Source organism: Polynucleobacter rarus (assembly GCF_003072505.1).
Lineage (GTDB): Bacteria > Pseudomonadota > Gammaproteobacteria > Burkholderiales > Burkholderiaceae > Polynucleobacter > Polynucleobacter rarus.
Window position 1 is genome coordinate 446,820 of sequence record NZ_NTGB01000001.1, and the last position, 17,781, is coordinate 464,600.

Annotated in this window: 19 protein-coding genes; 11 read left to right on the plus strand and 8 right to left on the minus strand. The window is 39.9% G+C overall.

Going from position 1 to position 17,781, the window contains the following annotated elements; genetic code table 11:
- Nucleotides 1-446 precede the first annotated feature (446 nt).
- From AOC35_RS15500 to AOC35_RS02015, 3 genes are all read left to right on the plus strand, one after another.
- Nucleotides 447-596, plus strand: a complete 150-nt coding sequence (locus AOC35_RS15500) for a hypothetical protein (protein ID WP_159077442.1) — start codon at nucleotides 447-449, stop codon at nucleotides 594-596.
- Nucleotides 597-805: 209 nt separating this feature from the next.
- Complete coding sequence (locus AOC35_RS02010) at nucleotides 806-1,693, plus strand: transporter substrate-binding domain-containing protein (RefSeq protein ID WP_108645534.1); 888 nt, start codon at nucleotides 806-808, stop codon at nucleotides 1,691-1,693.
- Nucleotides 1,694-1,747: 54 nt separating this feature from the next.
- Nucleotides 1,748-4,528: a sensor domain-containing protein gene (locus AOC35_RS02015; protein WP_108645535.1), complete on the plus strand. Its 2,781-nt coding sequence runs from the start codon at nucleotides 1,748-1,750 to the stop codon at nucleotides 4,526-4,528.
- Nucleotides 4,529-4,572: 44 nt separating this feature from the next.
- On the opposite strand, the gene AOC35_RS02020 is transcribed toward AOC35_RS02015, so the two are convergent.
- Both AOC35_RS02020 and cysK read right to left on the minus strand, forming a co-directional pair.
- Nucleotides 4,573-5,139 carry a YggT family protein gene (locus AOC35_RS02020; protein WP_159077443.1) on the minus strand — a complete coding sequence of 189 codons (567 nt, stop codon included), beginning with the start codon at nucleotides 5,137-5,139 and terminating at the stop codon, nucleotides 4,573-4,575.
- A gap of 26 nt (nucleotides 5,140-5,165) precedes the next feature.
- Nucleotides 5,166-6,137 carry a cysteine synthase A gene (gene cysK / locus AOC35_RS02025; protein WP_108645537.1) on the minus strand — a complete coding sequence of 324 codons (972 nt, stop codon included), beginning with the start codon at nucleotides 6,135-6,137 and terminating at the stop codon, nucleotides 5,166-5,168.
- A gap of 127 nt (nucleotides 6,138-6,264) precedes the next feature.
- Here cysK and AOC35_RS02030 point away from each other — a divergent pair, with 127 nt between their 5' ends.
- Complete coding sequence (locus AOC35_RS02030; protein ID WP_108645538.1) at nucleotides 6,265-7,239, plus strand: Bug family tripartite tricarboxylate transporter substrate binding protein; 975 nt, start codon at nucleotides 6,265-6,267, stop codon at nucleotides 7,237-7,239.
- 195 nt (nucleotides 7,240-7,434) lie between these two features.
- Complete coding sequence (locus AOC35_RS02035) at nucleotides 7,435-7,851, plus strand: hypothetical protein (RefSeq protein WP_108645539.1); 417 nt, start codon at nucleotides 7,435-7,437, stop codon at nucleotides 7,849-7,851.
- 152 nt (nucleotides 7,852-8,003) lie between these two features.
- On the opposite strand, the gene AOC35_RS02040 is transcribed toward AOC35_RS02035, so the two are convergent.
- Together AOC35_RS02040 and wrbA are read right to left on the minus strand one after the other, a co-directional pair.
- The gene (locus tag AOC35_RS02040) at nucleotides 8,004-8,333 is read right to left on the minus strand and encodes a DUF2069 domain-containing protein (protein ID WP_245898397.1); all 330 of its coding nucleotides are present in this window, start codon (nucleotides 8,331-8,333) and stop codon (nucleotides 8,004-8,006) included.
- A 53-nt stretch (nucleotides 8,334-8,386) separates the two neighbouring features.
- Complete coding sequence (gene wrbA, locus AOC35_RS02045) at nucleotides 8,387-8,992, minus strand: NAD(P)H:quinone oxidoreductase (RefSeq protein WP_108645541.1); 606 nt, start codon at nucleotides 8,990-8,992, stop codon at nucleotides 8,387-8,389.
- A 44-nt stretch (nucleotides 8,993-9,036) separates the two neighbouring features.
- Between wrbA and AOC35_RS02050 the strand changes: the two genes are divergently transcribed.
- The 4 genes from AOC35_RS02050 to AOC35_RS02065 all read left to right on the plus strand — a co-directional run bounded on the left by AOC35_RS02050 (nucleotide 9,037) and on the right by AOC35_RS02065 (nucleotide 12,825).
- On the plus strand, nucleotides 9,037-9,903 hold the full coding sequence (locus AOC35_RS02050) for a YhjD/YihY/BrkB family envelope integrity protein (RefSeq protein ID WP_108645542.1): 867 nt from the start codon (nucleotides 9,037-9,039) through the stop codon (nucleotides 9,901-9,903).
- 130 nt (nucleotides 9,904-10,033) lie between these two features.
- Nucleotides 10,034-10,489 (plus strand): CBS domain-containing protein, encoded by a 456-nt coding sequence (locus AOC35_RS02055; RefSeq protein WP_108645543.1) that lies wholly within the window; start codon nucleotides 10,034-10,036, stop codon nucleotides 10,487-10,489.
- 42 nt (nucleotides 10,490-10,531) lie between these two features.
- The gene (aroC, locus tag AOC35_RS02060; RefSeq protein ID WP_108645544.1) at nucleotides 10,532-11,641 is read left to right on the plus strand and encodes a chorismate synthase; all 1,110 of its coding nucleotides are present in this window, start codon (nucleotides 10,532-10,534) and stop codon (nucleotides 11,639-11,641) included.
- The gene (locus AOC35_RS02065) at nucleotides 11,641-12,825 is read left to right on the plus strand and encodes an MFS transporter (protein ID WP_108645545.1); all 1,185 of its coding nucleotides are present in this window, start codon (nucleotides 11,641-11,643) and stop codon (nucleotides 12,823-12,825) included. The genes aroC and AOC35_RS02065 overlap by 1 nt, the downstream gene beginning before the upstream one ends.
- A gap of 79 nt (nucleotides 12,826-12,904) precedes the next feature.
- On the opposite strand, the gene AOC35_RS02070 is transcribed toward AOC35_RS02065, so the two are convergent.
- Nucleotides 12,905-14,152 (minus strand): RidA family protein, encoded by a 1,248-nt coding sequence (locus AOC35_RS02070; protein WP_108645546.1) that lies wholly within the window; start codon nucleotides 14,150-14,152, stop codon nucleotides 12,905-12,907.
- Between the two features lie 130 nt (nucleotides 14,153-14,282).
- The gene (locus tag AOC35_RS15505; RefSeq protein WP_170107027.1) at nucleotides 14,283-14,423 is read right to left on the minus strand and encodes a hypothetical protein; all 141 of its coding nucleotides are present in this window, start codon (nucleotides 14,421-14,423) and stop codon (nucleotides 14,283-14,285) included.
- Between the two features lie 210 nt (nucleotides 14,424-14,633).
- Between AOC35_RS15505 and AOC35_RS02075 the strand changes: the two genes are divergently transcribed.
- Both AOC35_RS02075 and AOC35_RS02080 read left to right on the plus strand, forming a co-directional pair.
- Nucleotides 14,634-14,882 carry a type II toxin-antitoxin system Phd/YefM family antitoxin gene (locus tag AOC35_RS02075; protein ID WP_108645547.1) on the plus strand — a complete coding sequence of 83 codons (249 nt, stop codon included), beginning with the start codon at nucleotides 14,634-14,636 and terminating at the stop codon, nucleotides 14,880-14,882.
- A gap of 308 nt (nucleotides 14,883-15,190) precedes the next feature.
- Nucleotides 15,191-15,595 carry a hypothetical protein gene (locus AOC35_RS02080; protein WP_108645548.1) on the plus strand — a complete coding sequence of 135 codons (405 nt, stop codon included), beginning with the start codon at nucleotides 15,191-15,193 and terminating at the stop codon, nucleotides 15,593-15,595.
- Between the two features lie 126 nt (nucleotides 15,596-15,721).
- Here AOC35_RS02080 and AOC35_RS02085 read toward each other — a convergent pair whose 3' ends face one another.
- Both AOC35_RS02085 and AOC35_RS02090 read right to left on the minus strand, forming a co-directional pair.
- Nucleotides 15,722-15,901, minus strand: a complete 180-nt coding sequence (locus AOC35_RS02085; RefSeq protein ID WP_108645549.1) for a helix-turn-helix domain-containing transcriptional regulator — start codon at nucleotides 15,899-15,901, stop codon at nucleotides 15,722-15,724.
- Between the two features lie 132 nt (nucleotides 15,902-16,033).
- Nucleotides 16,034-17,728 (minus strand): electron transfer flavoprotein-ubiquinone oxidoreductase, encoded by a 1,695-nt coding sequence (locus tag AOC35_RS02090; RefSeq protein ID WP_108645550.1) that lies wholly within the window; start codon nucleotides 17,726-17,728, stop codon nucleotides 16,034-16,036.
- Nucleotides 17,729-17,781 lie beyond the last annotated feature (53 nt).

Sequence of the window (17,781 nt, forward strand, 5' to 3'; positions counted from 1 at the left end):
CGATGATTTGTGATTGATTATTACTCATGTCTTTCCATTGGTGTCATTCAACTCTAAAAATGGATCAATTATTAACAGTAATTAAACATAGGACTACCTCAATTCGCTTCTTCCATGAGGATTTCCCTTGGATAGGATTGGCTGATTCATCTGGGCCTAGTCCGAAATTTTAAACTGTCTCTATCTAGAACAAAGTTAGTCTAGATAATTGAATTTATTTATCAATTTCTATCATAAAACCTAATAAGTCAGATTTCTTAAAATCACTAAAAGAGTCAGTGACAAAATGGCTCAAAATAGTGATTTCTAAAGCTTTCCAATGATTGGAAAATGACTAAAAATATCATGAACTTGCGCCAAAAAGCACAGCTATGGCCATAGCGATACAGCTTGAATCATGTTCTCACCGTCAAATCCGTCGATGAACTTGGAATACGAATACTCACATGACCTCAACTTTTCGAACCGCTTGGTATGGATCCGGTATGCTTGGTGGTGTGGCAGATGCGCGACTAACCGTCGCCCTCTATTTCGATCAAACGGTTGGAATTACAACGGTAGCGTTGGAGAATGAAAATTCAACTTCACTTGCTTGAGCAAGGTTAAATAATTTGTTCTGAGTATATGCAAAGAAATCAAGATTGAAGTTAGCAAAATATTATTAAGTAGTGGAAATTCAAATAGTTAAGAGTTATCAAAGAAATACAAAATTCATGGTTTTTTGTGAAAATGGTTTGAAAATGTGCTAAATAAGTGTATGATTATTAAACAAAACTTATAAATTACATTTCGAAGGTGCAGTAAAATGACGCTAAATACACTTAAGATAGCATTTTGCTCCCTCTTATTGGGGGTTTTTTCCATTGCATCTTATGCAATGGATCTTCCTGAAATCAAGTCTAAAGGTGAAATCAGACACCTTGGCATTCCTTATGCAAATTTCGTTACAGGAGCAGGCGACGGCTTTGACGTAGAGTTAATGCAAGGCTTTGCCAAACACATTGATGTAAAGTATGTTTTGGTTTACACCGATTTTTATTCAGTCGTTAAAGATCTTTTAGGTAAGAATGTATCTATTAGTAACGGCAAATCTTCTTTAGAGGGTAATTTTCCTATTAAAGGTGATGTTATTTCTACAGGTTTCACCTACTTACCATGGCGTGAACAGATTTTATTATTTTCTGAACCAACCTTCCCATCACAAATTGTCTTGATTGCTAGAGCAGACAATCCCTTGAAGCCAATAGTTCCCTCTAGAATTCTAGTGAATGATGTGGACGAAACGAAAAAACTCATCGGTAAAAAATCATTATTAGTGATGGAAAAAACCTGCTTAGATCCGTCAAACTACGGATTGAGTGGAACTGGGTACAATATTATTCCCTATGTTAAAAGCCCTAACATTAATGAGATAGTTCCCGCGTTAATTAATAAAGATGCCGAGTTGTCTTTACTAGATGTGCCCGATTTATTACTAGATTTAAGGAAATGGGCGGGGAAATTTAAAGTGCTAGGCCCTATCTCAGAACATCAAGTTTTAGCGACTGCTTTTCCCAAGGATGCACCCCTGTTGAGAGATGAGTTTAATTTTTATTTGAGACAAATTAAAGCTAATGGGACCTATGATCTTTTAGTTGACAAATACTATCCCGGAATCAGGAATTACTATCCAAACTTTTTCGCAAAAAACTAATCGGATTTTGCAATAGTGTTTAAGATTCCTCCATTCAATGGTTTGAATACCTTTATGCAAAAAAAACGCGGTATCGCTACGCTTTTTTTAATATTGGTATTAATTTATATTAGCTTTTTACTTATTTTCTTCTTGCAATCGCAGGGGAAATTAAAAGGGGTAGCTGAGGATCGTTTCTATTTTGAAACTAAAAACACTTCAACGATCATAGCAAACTTCATAGAGGAACAAAAAAGCTTAGTTCAATCCGTTGCTTCTAGTAGTGAAATCGATAATTTCTTAACGAATCAGACTTTAGGAATGTCTCTAGAGTATGGGTTAAATGTCAACTTATTCGCTATTAAAACGAATTTTGAGAAGAAATTAGCATCCTTAAAATGGTTTGAGGAGCCCATTTATAGAAGAATTATTTACATCGACGAAAACGATAAAATCCTAGTTGATACTAAACAACCCAATCAAGCTTCTGATTTTAATTTTGATAACAAGATGCCTTTAAAAAGCTTCATGATTGATGAAGCTAATAAATACCTAATCTTACAAGCACCCGTTATGTATCGTGGTCTTGAAAAAGGGAGAGTTGTTACATTTACAAACTTAGATTTACTCTTTAAACCGCTAGAGGTAAATTCAAAAGATCCTGATTTACATCAATTCTTCATTCTTAACGCGAATCAAAGACTCTTTAAACTCGGTAATGAAATCTTTCAACAAAAAGAAAGTCGCATATTAATCATTCCGAATGAAAAATTGACACCTTTTAAAAAGCAATATGAGTATTTGTTAGACTCTATTTTTTCTCCAGATGATCCAGAAAATTTATTTATCCTAAAAAATAGTATTTCTGGTGAAAATTTTAAACTCATAACGGTTGTATCCCCAGACCGAATCTATGGGAAATTATCGTCAAATTTCTTTTTATATATCGCATCATTAGTGCCGATTATCTTATTTACTGGCTTGCTAATCTTTTTCAAGATGAAGAAAAAGACGATTGAACTCGAAACGAACGCAGAGCTCTCAAGTCAAAATATTAATGCACTATCGTATTCAAATAATCTCTTAGCTGAAGAAATTTCGAGGAGAAACTTATTAGAAAATGATTTACGTGAAAGTGAAGATCGTTATCGAACCTATATTGAGCATGCCCCAGAAGGAATTCTAGTATTTGATAAGGACTTTATCATCGTGGAAGTGAATCCTTCTCTTTGTGAAATATTAGGTCAGGATAAGAAGAGTTTGATTGGCCATTCGATTCACCATCTAACTAACGCTGAGGATAAAACTTCATTTTCTGATCAATTCAAAGACATTGTTATCCATCAAAAGGAAGTAGAGGAACTAAGTTTCTACACAAAATCGAATGAAAAATTATTAATGCAACTGAAAACCATGAGCTTACCCAATGATTTAATGATGAGCTTTTGTGTTGATGTTACTAAGAAAAAAATCGATGAGGAAAATATTCATAAGCTTGCATATTACGATCCTCTCACTAACTTGCCAAATCGAAGATTATTACAAGAGCGATTAGGTCAGGCACTATTTACAAGTAAGCGTGATAATGAGTATGTGGTCGTTATGATGCTTGATTTAGACGAGTTTAAGACACTCAATGATACGAAAGGCCATGATCTTGGGGATGCACTACTCGTAATGGTTGGCCAGCGCTTAAGTGAGTGCATGCGAGAGATTGATGTAGTTTCTCGAATTGGCGGCGATGAATTTGTTGTGATTGCAGATCGCCTAGGGTCTGATGTCAATCAAGCATTATTTGAAGCGAAAAAAATTGCCAATAAACTAATTCAGGAAATTTCCAAACCTTACCCCCTTGAGAAAAATAAACCTTATTACCATATGACTTGTAGTTTTGGTTTGACTTTATTTAAAGGTGCAGACTTATCGACAGAAACCATCATGAAACAAGCTGATTTGGCTTTATATGAAGCAAAAAATGACGGTAGAAATAACTTTAAGTTTTTTAACCCAAAAATGCAGGAGGCTATACATCAAAGAGTAACGATGGAAGAAGCTTTGCGTAGCTCTATAGAAAAAAATCAGTTGAAATTGTTTTGTCAACCTGTAGTGGATTCTTCTGGTGCTTTAATTGGTGGTGAGGTGTTGTTACGGTGGTTTTTAAAGGATGATTCAGTTCCCCTATTGCCGAATGAGTTTATTCCCTTAGCAGAGAATAGTGGATTGATCGTGCCTATTGGCGATTGGGTTATTGAGCAATCATTTCAATATTTGAAAAAATGGCGCCCTCTTGCACATTCAAATAAAATGAAACTTTCCATCAACATCAGTGCCCGCCAGTTTTTGCAAACTGGCACTTTACAAACGACATTTGTCCAAAAAGTTAAACAATGGATTGAGAGGTATGGTGTTGATCCAAAACTAATTAAATTTGAACTTACAGAAAGTTCAATTATGGAAAAGTTAGATGATGTGATTCCTAAAATGAATGAGTTAAGACAGTTAGGTATCGAATTTTCTTTAGATGATTTTGGTACAGGCTTCTCTTCACTTTCTTATTTAAAGCAATTACCAATTCAACAAGTAAAAATTGATCAAACCTTTGTTAGGGACATCAACACGGACGTGAATGATGCTGCGATTGTTTCAGCGATTATTGCCATTTGTCAGTCATTAAAATTAGAGGTAGTTGCTGAGGGGGTTGAAAATGAATCCCAATTGCAATTTTTATCAGAAAAAGGTTGCAATCTATATCAGGGTTACCTATTTGGAAGGCCAGTACCTATTGAACAGTTCAGTTCATCAATCAAGAAGAGAAGCGTATCTAAAGTGATTAATCCCAATCCAGCCTCATCTTAAATTGAAGCTGGGCTGACAGATTTTTGTTTCTTCGAAATCTAAGCTCAGCGCAAATTGGATACAACGATTTGTAACACTTTGATAATGATAAGTAGTACTAGTGGCGTGAAATCAAACCCACCAGAGCTAGGCATCCGCTTTCTGATTTGTTCTAGCAAGGGCTCTAAAATGTGGGCCGCTACTGCATAACTTGGTGAGCTTGGAGAAATCCAAGACAGAATCACAAATAAAAAAGTGATTCCAGACATAATCGAGAGAAATAATTGGACATACTCTATCAAGGCGCCAAAAAAGATCGGTAAAAGAAGCCTAGACAGTTCACTAAATAGGGTATGGCTAAAAAGGGATAGGACGATAATTTTGGCGACCACAATCAAATAACCTGAGACGAGGTAAACCAAATTCACTTTACCAGTATTCTGAATTACTTTTCGAATCGGTAATGTAAGCCAATTCGTTGCTGATAATAAGAAGGAGGCAATTTGGCTGCCAAAAAGCCCGTGTGCTCGGCCTAGATTGATTTTAAAAAAATCAAAATAACAGAGCATGAGGCAGGACCCTGCAACAACGGCAGAGGCGAGACCTACTAGAAGATCAACAATTTGGTACATCATTTCCTTATTATATAAGCGGTGAATTAAAGAGCGATACCATTAGCATCAAATACCCCTTCAAACATGGCGGAACTGAGATATCTTTCGGCACTATCTGGTAACACCACAACAATTGTTTTACCGGCGTGTTCTGGGAGGTGGGCTAATCTACATGCTACTGCTGCGGCAGCGCCACAAGAAATCCCGACTAAAATTCCTTCTTCCTTCGCGATTCGTTTAGCAAAGGCAATCGCTTCTTCACTGCTAACTTGTTCTACTTGGTCAACCATACTTAGATCAAGGTTATCAGGAATGAAACCAGCGCCAATCCCCTGAATCTTGTGCGGTGCTGGTTTTATTTCTTGACCACTTAGTTTTTGGGTAATGACTGGACTCGTTGTGGGTTCAACTGCAACAGAGAGGATTGCTTTTTTCATGGTGTTCTTGAAATAGCGTGAGACGCCCGTAATGGTGCCTCCGGTTCCAACCCCTGCGACAAAAATATCAACATTACCATCCGTATCTTCCCAAATTTCAGGTCCTGTGGTGGTTTCATGAATAGCAGGATTGGCAGGGTTACTAAATTGTTGTAACAGAATATATTTAGGATCACTGTTGGCAATTTCTACAGCTTTAGCAATAGCTCCATTCATGCCCTTAGGGCCTTCCGTTAAAACTAATTTAGCACCAAGAGCAGCCAATAATTTACGGCGCTCAAGACTCATGGTCTCGGGCATGGTTAAAGTAATAGGAATACCTTTGGCTGCAGCGACGAAAGCTAAAGCAATACCAGTGTTGCCACTAGTAGGTTCGACTAACTCTTTACCTGGTGTTAAAACTCCACGCTCTAGTGCATCATTAATCATGGAAGTACCAATCCGACACTTGACCGAGAAGGCTGGGTTACGCCCTTCGATTTTGGCTAATACGGTTGCCTTGGCACCGTCTGTCACTCGGTTTAAGCGAATCAGAGGGGTTTTGCCAATGGTTTGAGAATTGTCGGTAAAGTAGGCCATCTAAAGTTTCTCCAAATAATGCAATTGTTTTTCTATCGAGTAATATTACCAAAAGAAAGTCGATTTATTATTTTTATTAGAGATAACACTACATGAGTTACACTTTTACCAACTTTTTGGAGATAGCATGTTGAACCTATTTAAAACCCTCGCAATGACTGCTTTAGTAGCTGGACTTGGTATATCGATGAACTCACAGGCTGATACCTATCCTAGTAAGCCCATTCGACTTATCGTTCCTGCTGCCGCAGGAGGAACGACGGATATCGCAGCGCGGGTGGTAGCTGACGCATTAGCTAAAGAGCTTGGACAGTCCGTGGTGGTCGACATTAAAGCCGGTGCTGCAGCCATTATTGGTACGCAAGCACTAATTAGTAGTCCGCCTGATGGTTACACAATTATTATGGGTAATATTGGACCGAATGCGATCAATTACAGTCTATACAAAACATTGCCTTACAAATTGGAAGATTTAGAGCCGATTACGATGGTGCTCGCCACTCCCAATGTTTTTGTAGTGAATGCTAATTTTCCAGCAAAAACAGTTGCTGAATTTGTCAGTTTAGCGAAGGCTAACCCTGGTAAATACTCCTTTGCATCCTCTGGGCGCGGTCAATCGATTCATATGTCGGGTGAAATGTTTAAATTTCAGGCTGGCATCGATGTCGTGCATGTCCCTTATAAAGGGGCGGGTCCAGCACTTATCGATTTAATGGGTGGACAGGTCACCATGATGATGGATAACTTACCGAGTTCCATGCAGTTTATTAAGTCAGGCAAACTAAGGGCTTTAGCCGTAACAGGTAAAACTCGTAGCCCAGAATTACCAGATGTACCAACCATGATTGAAGCAGGTTTTCCAAACTTTGAAGTGACAGCCTGGTTTGGATTGTTTGCACCAGCAAAAACTCCGAAACCAATTATTGATACTCTGTATGCCGCAACCAAAAAAGTTTTAAACAACCCAGATGTCAAGTTACGTATTGTCGAGCTCGGTGGTTACTCACCCGCAGATACGCCAGCTAATACCAAATCCTTTGTTCTAGCAGAAAAAAAGAAATGGGAACAAGTGGTAATTAATGCTAAAGTTCAACCCGAGTAATCTGAATTAATACTATTTAGAGTAGTACATTTTAACTAGTATTAATGATTTTTATGTAGTTCTATAAACATCTTAAATCAGTTGAAAAGTGCTATTTCAAGCAATTTCGTTATAAATACAATAACTATTAATAGAGATTAGTATTAAGGTTATTTCTATTTCCATCAAACAAAACTCATAATTGGAAAATTTATAATGAATAATAGTCACAAGTACGAAGTATATTTGCAATTTATTGAGGCGTCGAGCGCCTTTAAAAAACTCCCAGAGTTCCCGGAGTTAGATAGCATAGAAGTTGAGCTATTAAATACCATTGCAATTCGTTGGAGAACTAATCAGTCCTTACTCGTTAATGAAGCGATTTCCCTAGAAAGAATTGGCTCAAGAGCCACGTTGCATTCTAGAATCAAAAATCTCGTGACTAAAGGCTATGTCGAATTTCATCAAGACATTGATGGTCGCAAAAAATTTCTAAAACCAACGATGCAAGCGAAGGGATATTTTTCCTCGCTTTCTCGTCTTTTGACTCAAGCCGTTGAGCAAAACGCAATCTCAGATCCAATCACTTACAACAGAAGACGTACTGATTCGATGTCAGTTACTCTCAACTGATTTTCTAAGTTAGATCTTAGTCGTTTACCAAACTGCTATCTCACTAGCTGATTGATTTTTTCAATCGGTTAGTGAAGGTTTAGTAAATGGATTAGTGAGTTGTCCTTTGGGCTAGCGTGAATTCAAATACTTGAATAATCATCTTTGGATTATTACTCTTCTTTTTTTGCTTTAGCTGCTTTTTTAAGCGGGCCTAAATGTTTTAAAACTGCAAAAAAAATGATGCTAGAAAAAATCAATTCAAGTCCTGCTAACCAGGGATTGAGTCCTTTTTCGAAAAGTCTAGAGACACCTTCTAAGAAATACAACAAGATGATCATTGATAGTGCTTGCAATTGATAGTTGGCACCTCGGTACAGCCCAGGGAGAATCAATACAATGGGTAAACACTTTAAAACCATAAAAGAACCATGCGGTCTTAAGGGCGCTAAAAACCACTCCCAAGCAATACACAAGATGCAAAGCAGCACAGAAGTGATCAAGGCTGTCTTTTGGTAAAGATTTAAAGGGAACTTAAAAAGAGACATGATTATTTTTACTTTTCTTGTTTAAGTAACTGGGCATATTTTGCCAATTGTTGACCCTGTGCAAGGGCCAGAATTCTTTCTTCTTTCGAAATCGCAAATTGGTTATCATTCCCTGCTACATGACTAACACCATAGGGGGTACCACCTGAAGTGGTGTGATGTAATTCTGGGAGAGCATAGGGCAGACCCATTAGTAACATGCCATGGTGAAAAAGAGGGATCATCATTGTCAGTAAAGTACTTTCTTGACCACCATGCATACTACTACTACTCGTAAATACACAAGCTGGTTTGCCAGTTAAGGAGCCTTGCAACCACTGTGCTGAACTACCATCTAAAAAATATTTCATGGCAGCGGCCATATTGCCAAAGCGAGTTGGGGAACCTAAGGCTAAGCCATCACAGTTGGCAAGGTCAGTATAGTCTGCATAAGGTGGACCACTTTGGGGGATCTCAGGTTCTGAAGCCTGGGTATTGGCTGAGACACTGGGTACCGTGCGTAAAATGGCATTTGCACCACTAACAGATTCAATGCCCTCGGCAATAAATTCTGCAAGCTGATGCGTAGCACCATGACGAGAGTAATATAAAACTAATAAATTTACAGTTTGCATACCTGTATGATAATTGAAATTCGAGATCTAAAATCTAAACGCTCATGTTTGTAACTACCCTACAATTTAAAAAAATACAATACTTAGCCACCGTCTTCTACTTTTGGCGCAGGCGCTTTGCCTCGGCACAAATCAATCAAGTGGCGGCTAGTCTCGCTTACACCACCGTTTTGGCAATTGTGCCGATGCTCTCAATTGCTACTATTTTAATTGGTCAATTACCCCAGTTTATTGATTTAAGGGAAGCTATTCAAGGGTGGTTAAGCGCCACGCTCATCCCCGGGGTGATGAGCCAGAAAGTGACTACTTACATTTTGGAGTTTTCAGACCATAGTAAAGGCCTCACACTCTTTGGTTTACTCGGATTACTTATTACTGCTTTTTTAACGCTAATGACGATTGAAAAATCGTTTAATCAAGTTTGGCAAGTGAAAGAAAAACGTTCATTTCTAAAAAAAGTGATTTTTTACACCGTGGTGACTGCTTTCGGGCCGATCTTTTTAGGCGTAAGTATTTACCTGACTTCACTGATCATGACTGCAACGCAAAGTTTGGGTTATGGTTTATCGCAACACTTGAATTTCCTTGATGTGATATATCCCTTCCTTCTCACTTGTATGCCATTTGTGATGCTCTACCGTTTTGGCCCCAATGTGCAAGTAAATACTAAAGATGCTTTGATGGGTGGAGTATTCGCTGCGCTGATGTTCGAAATGACTAAATACGGCTTTACTATTTTTATCTCTCAAGTCCCGCTATATAAAACTTTGTATGGTGCCTTTGCGATCGGACCCTTGTTTTTAGTGTGGATTTATCTGACCTGGTGGGTTACTTTAGCTGGGGCAGTGTTGACGGCTAGTTTGCCACAAATTCGTACTCACTTTTTCTCGCCGACACATTCATCTTTTTAATATTTTTCATACTTTTCCTTCTTAGCAAGTCAAGATAAGTCTCTAGTTTTAGCGCCAAAATAGTGAATTAGACTTTACAGATGATAGAAGTCGGAATAGACTTCAATAAACAATATCAAAGGAGATCTGTATGAAAGTTAGTGATATTTTACGCGTTAAAGGCAACACCCTTTACACCGTAGCTCCCGACACTTCAGTCCTCACTGCGGTGCATATCATGGCGGAGCACGATATCGGATCCCTGATTGTGATGCAATATGGTGAACTCGTTGGTATTCTGACTTTTCGAGAATTGATTGGTACTTTAGCCCATTCGCACGGCATACTAGGTGCCATCAAAGTCGGCGCAGTGATGGATGAGAGCCCTCTCATCTGTACCCCCGAAACAGAATTAGACGAAGTCCGTCGTATGATGCTTAACCGTCATGCCCGTTATTTACCTGTAATGGAAAATAAAATGTTGATGGGCGTCATTTCTTTTTATGACGTTGCTAGAACTGTCGTAGAAGCACAAGGCTTTGAAAACACGATGCTCAAGGCTTATATTCGTGATTGGCCAGAGGAAGCGTCTAAAGAGGCTACATAATAAATTCAAAAGCCTCAGAAATAAAATGCCATAATATAGGCTATGGCAGGAAGCACTTTTGGACATCTATTTTGCACCACAACGTTTGGTGAATCCCACGGACCCGCAATTGGTGCCGTGGTGGATGGTTGTCCTCCGGGTTTAGAGCTGTCGGCCCAGGACCTGCAAATTGATTTAGATCGTCGCCGGCCAGGCACTTCTAGGCACGTGACGCAGCGTCAAGAACCCGATCAAGTCGAAATTCTCTCAGGTATTTATCAAGGTAAAACGACCGGCACACCGATTGCTTTATTGATTCGCAATACAGATCAGCGTAGTCAAGATTACGGCAATATTTTAGATACTTTTAGGCCTGGTCATGCCGACTACACCTACCAACAAAAATACGGGATTCGTGATCCACGCGGAGGTGGTCGCTCTTCAGCACGTCTGACAGCTCCAGTGGTGGCCGCGGCCGGCATTGCCAAGAAATGGTTAAAAGAGCGTTACGGGATTGAGTTTATTGGTTATATGTCCCAACTAGGTGATCTAGCCATTCCTTTTGAAGACGCGGTGCATATTCCGAATAATCCTTTTTTTGCTCCCAATCAAACGATGATCCCTGAGCTCGAGAGCTATATGGATCAACTGCGTAAAGAGGGTGATTCTTGCGGTGCCAAAATTACGGTTAAAGCGACCGGTATGCCAGTTGGTCTGGGTGCACCTCTCTTTGATAAGTTAGACGCAGATATTGCTTACGCCATGATGGGGATTAATGCTGTCAAAGGGGTCGAAATCGGCAGTGGTTTTGAGAGCGTATCACAGCGAGGCAGTTTTCACGGGGATAATTTAACGCCTGATGGATTTACCACGAATCATGCAGGTGGAGTGTTGGGCGGCATCAGTACTGGACAAGATTTAATCGTGTCGATTGCCATTAAACCTACTTCGAGTATCTTGACCATGAAAGATTCCATTGACGCGGCTGGTAATCCCGTGAAGGTACAAACCAAAGGTCGCCATGATCCTTGTGTGGGTATTCGGGCCACACCGATTGCGGAAGCGATGCTGGCTTTAGTTGTCATGGATCATGTTTTACTGCATCGCGCCCAGTGCGCGGATGTGCAGTCGAGCACACCGATCATTGCTGCTCAAAATCCGCAAATCTTATAATGCAGGGTTCGCAGCCTGTGCTGGCTAAGCACCATATTTTTTCGACGTTTTTCTTCTTTTATTTTGGCTATTTAGGGATTGTGAGTCCCTATATGAGTCTGTACTTTAATGATATTGGCTTTACTGCCATCCAGATTTCGATTCTGATGTCGATGTTGCAGTTCACCCGGATTATTGGTCCCTTTGCTTGGGGATGGATGGCTGATTATCGCCAAGACCGGATTGGTTTGATGCGCGTTACCGCAGTGCTTTGTGTGATTGTCTTCCTCGGAATATTTGTTTCGAATCAGTTTTATTTCTTACTTGCTTGGATGTTTATTTTGAACACCTTCAGTAGCAGTCTGACACCACTGAGTGAAGCGGTGACGATTCGGGCACTGCAAAAAGTAAACGCCTTTGAGAGCAAATATGGCAGGATTCGTTTGTGGGGCTCGATTGGATTTATTCTGGCGGTCTCAGGCGGTGGTTTTTGGTTTGAAAAATTCGGTATCGCGACCTTACCCTATGTTGCGCTCTTTATCATGTGTGGAGTCTTAGTCAGTACCTGGCTGTTGTGGGAGCCACCGCATGAGGCGCATGAGAAACAAAAAGGGGAGATTCTGACAATCCTTAAAAAACCGGAAGTGATCTGGTTTTTTAGCTCGACCTTTTGCATGATTTTTGCCCACGCTAGTTATTACGTGTTTTATTCTTTATATCTCAGTAAGCTAGGTTATGGAACTCAGACTATCGGAGTTTTTTGGATGCTCGGCGTTCTAGCTGAAGTCCTCTTCTTCTACTACCAACGCTTTTTCTTAGAAAAGTTTGGCGCGCAACAGATTCTGATTGCTTGCTTTTTAGTAGCTGCAATGCGTTTTGCGACGATTGCTTATTTGCCGATTTTCGCTTTGTTATTATTTATGCAAATCTTCCATGCGATGACCTTCGGCGCGCATCACACATCTAGTCTGAGATTCTTGCAGCAGTGGTTTAATGGCCCAACACAAGCTAGAGGACAAGCTTTATATACTTCGATTTCTTATGGCTTAGGTGGCAGTATTGGTGGCTTTGCAGCAGGTTGGGTGTGGGACGTACTGGGCGCCGAGCATGTCTTTGGACTGTCAGCAATAGCGAGTTTGGTTGGTTACTTTGCAATCAAGCAGTCCATCAAAATTACGCACTCTCACGGCCATCCCGCCTTTTAGGGAAGTTTTAGCACTTCCCTAAATGATGCCGTATTCATTTTTAATGCTTAATTCCCTCGCCTTTAGCCGAGGGGATATGTCAAGGTTTTGCAGCCGTTAAATCAACCTGAACTTTGCAACCAGGAACCAAGAACTTACCCACTTCTAATGTTGTTCTTGGCGGTGGAGATGGAAAATATTCTTTCCAAATCTGATCGAAATAATAAAAGTCATTAAGGTCGGATAAAAAGACTTGTGCTTTGACAGTGTCTGCCAAATCAAAGCCGCCTTCGTGAAATAGCTTTTTTAAATTACTCAAAACATAACGGGTTTGTTTTTGAATCTCAGAGCCATAGTAAGGAAAAGCAGGATCCTGATGTGCTACCTGAATCATCGGTGTCTGATGATCAGAGGCAATTTGGCCACTGGCGTACAGGGTGTCATTGACAATGACGCCATTACAAAAGGATTGTTGCTGATTATCGCCGTCCAGAGTAATTTCTCTTTTAGGCGTATTCGGTAAAACACCCCATAAATCGATTTCGATCCGACATCCCGGCACTAATAATTTCTGAACCTCAACAATCGTCCTTGGCACAGGCTTTTGAAAGAACTCTTGCCAAACTTGGTCAAAATAATAGAAGTCATTTAGGTCGGTTAAAAAGATTTGAGCTTTCACCACGTCTTTAAAGTCACAACCAGCGGCGTCAAAGACGCTTTGAATATTACTCAAGATATATCTTGTTTGTTTTTGGATGTCTGAGCCATAGTAAGGGAAAGCGGGATCTTGCTTGGCCTCTGCAGCAACTCCAGTTTGATAGTCGGAGGCGATTTGACCTGCTGCATAGAGCACATTTTCGATCAAAATACCCTGTGAGTAATGGGCCATCGGAGTCGGTGTTTTTTTGCCAATAATGACTTGACGTGGCACTTTAGCTTGCACACCCCAGAGGTCGATTTCTACTTTACAGCCCGGTACTAATAAGCCACCTATTTCTACGGTAGTTCTGGGTGGTGGTGATGGGAAAAACTCTTTCCATACTTGGTCAAAGTAGTAGAAATCGTTTAAGTCCTTTAAAAATACTTGTGACTTCACTACATCGTTAAAGCTACTCCCCGCGCTTTCAAAAACAGACTGGAGATTTTGCAGAATATATCTAGCTTGTTTTTGAATGTCAGAGCCATAGTAGGGGAACGCTGGATCTTGTTTAGCTTCAGGAGCCACACCGGTTTGATAGTCTGATGCGATTTGTCCGGCGGCATAAATCGTGTTGCGATGCAGGACACCTTGGCAATAGTGCGCCATTGGTTTTGGTGTTTTCAAGCCTTTCAGAACTTGGTTATTCATTTTTCATCTCCCTTTTATTTTATTTATGTTGTTAAGTCTAATCGAAATTAGCTTGGTATGTACAGAGCACTGATAGCAAACTTTTCCGAACCATATTATCTATTTGGGGACTTCAAAGTCCTATGGGAATTTACAGGGGTACTTTTTGTGACTCATCAATTCCAAGCTTTTTTTGTAAAGATAGTGGAAGGACTTCTTGCGCAGATTTAAATTTGCGTAAATCTTCAGCACAAAGTTCTCGTACTTCACCTGTTTTATTTATAAGTGACATCATTTTTTTCAAAATATCTTCTTCTCTTTTTTAACCTTACACAAGGTAATGACTCTCCTGCTTTAATCTGTTACTAAACACCACAATTAATGTAATGGGTCTTCGAGATAACTTTCATACATCATCATAAAAAAGACCATATTTTTTTTCAACTATTTCAAGGTGGTAAAGTATTCTCAATGAATGTTAATTCAATCACAGAGAAAACAGATGACCTACATAATCTTGAGTGATATGTCAGCTAGCATCACTGAGCTCAAGAAAAATCCAATGCGGACCGTTGCCGCGGGTGAAGGCTTGCCTGTTCTCATTTTAAATAGGAACGAACCAGTCTTTTATTGTATTCCCGCGCAAGCTTATGAGACGTTGATGGATTATGTGGAAGATTTGGAACTTAACGCAATCGTCGACTCTAGAAAAGGGCAGGGAACCATGAGAGTGTCTTTAGATGACCTTTAAGCTAGACTTTTTTTGATCTAGCTTTCAAATCATCCCCGACCTAAAGTGAATCGATACTCAAGTTAGATGATTCCAACTTTTTGGAGCAGTTCAGAGGAAAGGAAATCGCTTACTCTTTTCTGCTAAACCTTAGGTCCCAAGTTCGCTTTGTTTGCCAACTTTTTTGTCAAAGTCATTATTTTTTCATCGATATTAAAAATAACTTAACTAGCAATGTTTAATGATTTGCTAATTGCAAATATTAACCATGTATAAAGTGTGGATAAAAATTCTTAACACATAGAAAAAGTGTGTAAATTTAAGTGATCATGACAGCACAAACAATTTCAACTAAGGCTAATTCGGATATTTCCAAAGTAATCCTACAGACCGATGAACTAAGGTTATTTAAAAAAGCAGGTAAGCCTAATTACGATAGGGTTAAAGATATTTTGGGTTTCACAAAGCAGGATATATCCATAGCATCAGGTGTCCCTTTTGGTTCAATTCGTTTTGATGGTAAAGTTCCTGCTGAGCTCACAGAGCGGTTTATTGAGTGGGCAACGGCAATTGCTCTTGTACATAGCTTTTTTAAGAACGAAACAAAAACTATACTTTGGTTTAAGGTCCCAAATCCTATGCTTGGAGATGTCGCACCACGAGATATGATTAAACTTGGTCGCTTTAAGAGGCTACTGAAATTTATTCAATCAGCATTGGAAGACGTTCGCTAATTGGCGGACGAGGTCATTTACAAAAGATCAAATTCGAAATCTTAAAGAAGAATCATAGTAAGGACAAATTAAGTATGCAAACTCATTTTTAAGCCTTGGATAATCCTTTATAAAGACTTTCACTGGCTAACCAGACTCGTTCGCAACTTCAGCCATAACCTGTGCTTTGGCGATATGTCTAAGAGCACGGATAAGTTCATTCTTGTCACCATCTTCCAATACTTGTGACAAGTATTCAGCCAAAGCTTCTTTGCTATCTAAAAAACGGGTGATATCAAATGCTTTTAATTTAAGTGCTTGTTTCATTACTGATTATTCTATCAACAATAATCGGTAATAAAAACCTTGCTATTGAAGGGGTAATGACTTGGTAAGCTATTTACTTACCAAGTTTATTGATTCAGAGTTCAATTGATTGGGGACTAATCCCCAGTCCAATTACATCCCAGAATAATTCGGACCACCGCCACCTTCAGGGGTTACCCAAACAATATTTTGGGTGGGGTCTTTGATGTCACAAGTTTTACAATGTACGCAGTTTTGCGCATTGATTTGTAAACGCTCAATTCCTTCTGTATTGACATACTCATAGACACCAGCAGGACAATATCTTGCTTCTAGTCCAGCATATTTTGCAAGGTTCGTATTGACTGGCGTGTCAATATTCTTGAGCGTTAAATGCGCTGGTTGATTTTCTTCATGGTTCGTATTGGATAAGAAGACAGAAGAGAGTCGATCAAAAGTAATCTTGCCATCCGGTTTTGGATAGTCAATCGGCTGATGATATTCAGCATTCTCAATATAACGATGATCAGCTTGTTTGTTCTTGAGAGTCCACGGCATTTTGCCACCAAGCAATTTTTGCTCAATCCCAACCATTACAGTACCCGTCAGAAGACCTTTGGCCATCCAAGGTTTAAAGTTTCTGGCTTTCGATAACTCTTGATGTAACCAACTTTGCTTAAACTGCAAAGGATAACTAGATAACTCATCCTGCGCGCGACCATCAGTTACGGCTTCAAAGGCAGCTTTAGCTGCTAACATACCCGATTTAATTGCACTATGAGAGCCTTTAATCCGAGAGGCATTTAAAAAGCCAGCATCACAGCCGACGAGAGCACCACCCGGAAATACGACTTTAGGCAAACTTGTAAGACCACCTGCTGTAATAGCTCGGGCGCCGTAGGAAAGACGTTTGCCACCTTCAAAGAAAGGTTTAATGGCAGTGTGCAGTTTATATCGCTGAAACTCTTCAAACGGTGAGAGGTAAGGGTTCTTATAGGATAAGCCGACGACCATACCAACTGCCACTTGATTGTTTTCTAAATGATATAAAAACGATCCACCATAGGTATCGGATTTGAGAGGCCAACCTGCAGTGTGCACAACCAAGCCGGGCTGGTGTTTCGCTGGATCAATTTCCCAAAGTTCTTTGATACCAATTGCATAGGTTTGCGGCGCAGAATTTTTATCTAACTGGTATTTACTAATTAAGCGCTTACCCAAGTGACCACGTGCACCTTCTGCGAAGATGGTGTATTTAGCTCTGAGTTCCATCCCAATCTGAAAGTTCTCAGTCGCAATGCCGTCTTTACCAAGACCTTGGTTACCCGTTGCTACTCCAACTACACGTTGCTCATCATCATACAAAATCTCAGCAGCAGCAAAGCCTGGGAAAATTTCAACGCCAAGACCTTCCGCCTGCTCACCCAACCAACGCGTCACGTTAGACAAACTAACAATGTAGTTGCCATGGTTTACAAAACAAGCTGGTAAAAGGAAATTCGGGGTTTTAATGCCCAAAGACTTGGTTAAGAATATAAAACGATCTTCGGTCACCGGCGTATTGAGCGGCGCACCTAATTCTTGCCAGTTAGGCAATAGTTCCGTTAAAGCGATTGGATCCATCACCGCACCGGAGAGGGTATGAGCACCAATTTCAGAACCTTTTTCTAGGACACAAACGGAGATTTCTTGGTTCTTTTGCTGCGCCAATTGCTTGAGATGAATCGCCGTTGCTAGCCCAGCAGGTCCGCCGCCGACAATCACGACATCGTAGTCCATCGATTCTCTAGGGCCATGGGTGGCTAAAAGTTCTTGATTGATTTTATTGAGGGTTGAATTGCTAAGCATAAATATGTGGGTTGGCTAGTTGATTAACAGTGTAATTATGACATTTTCGGTGT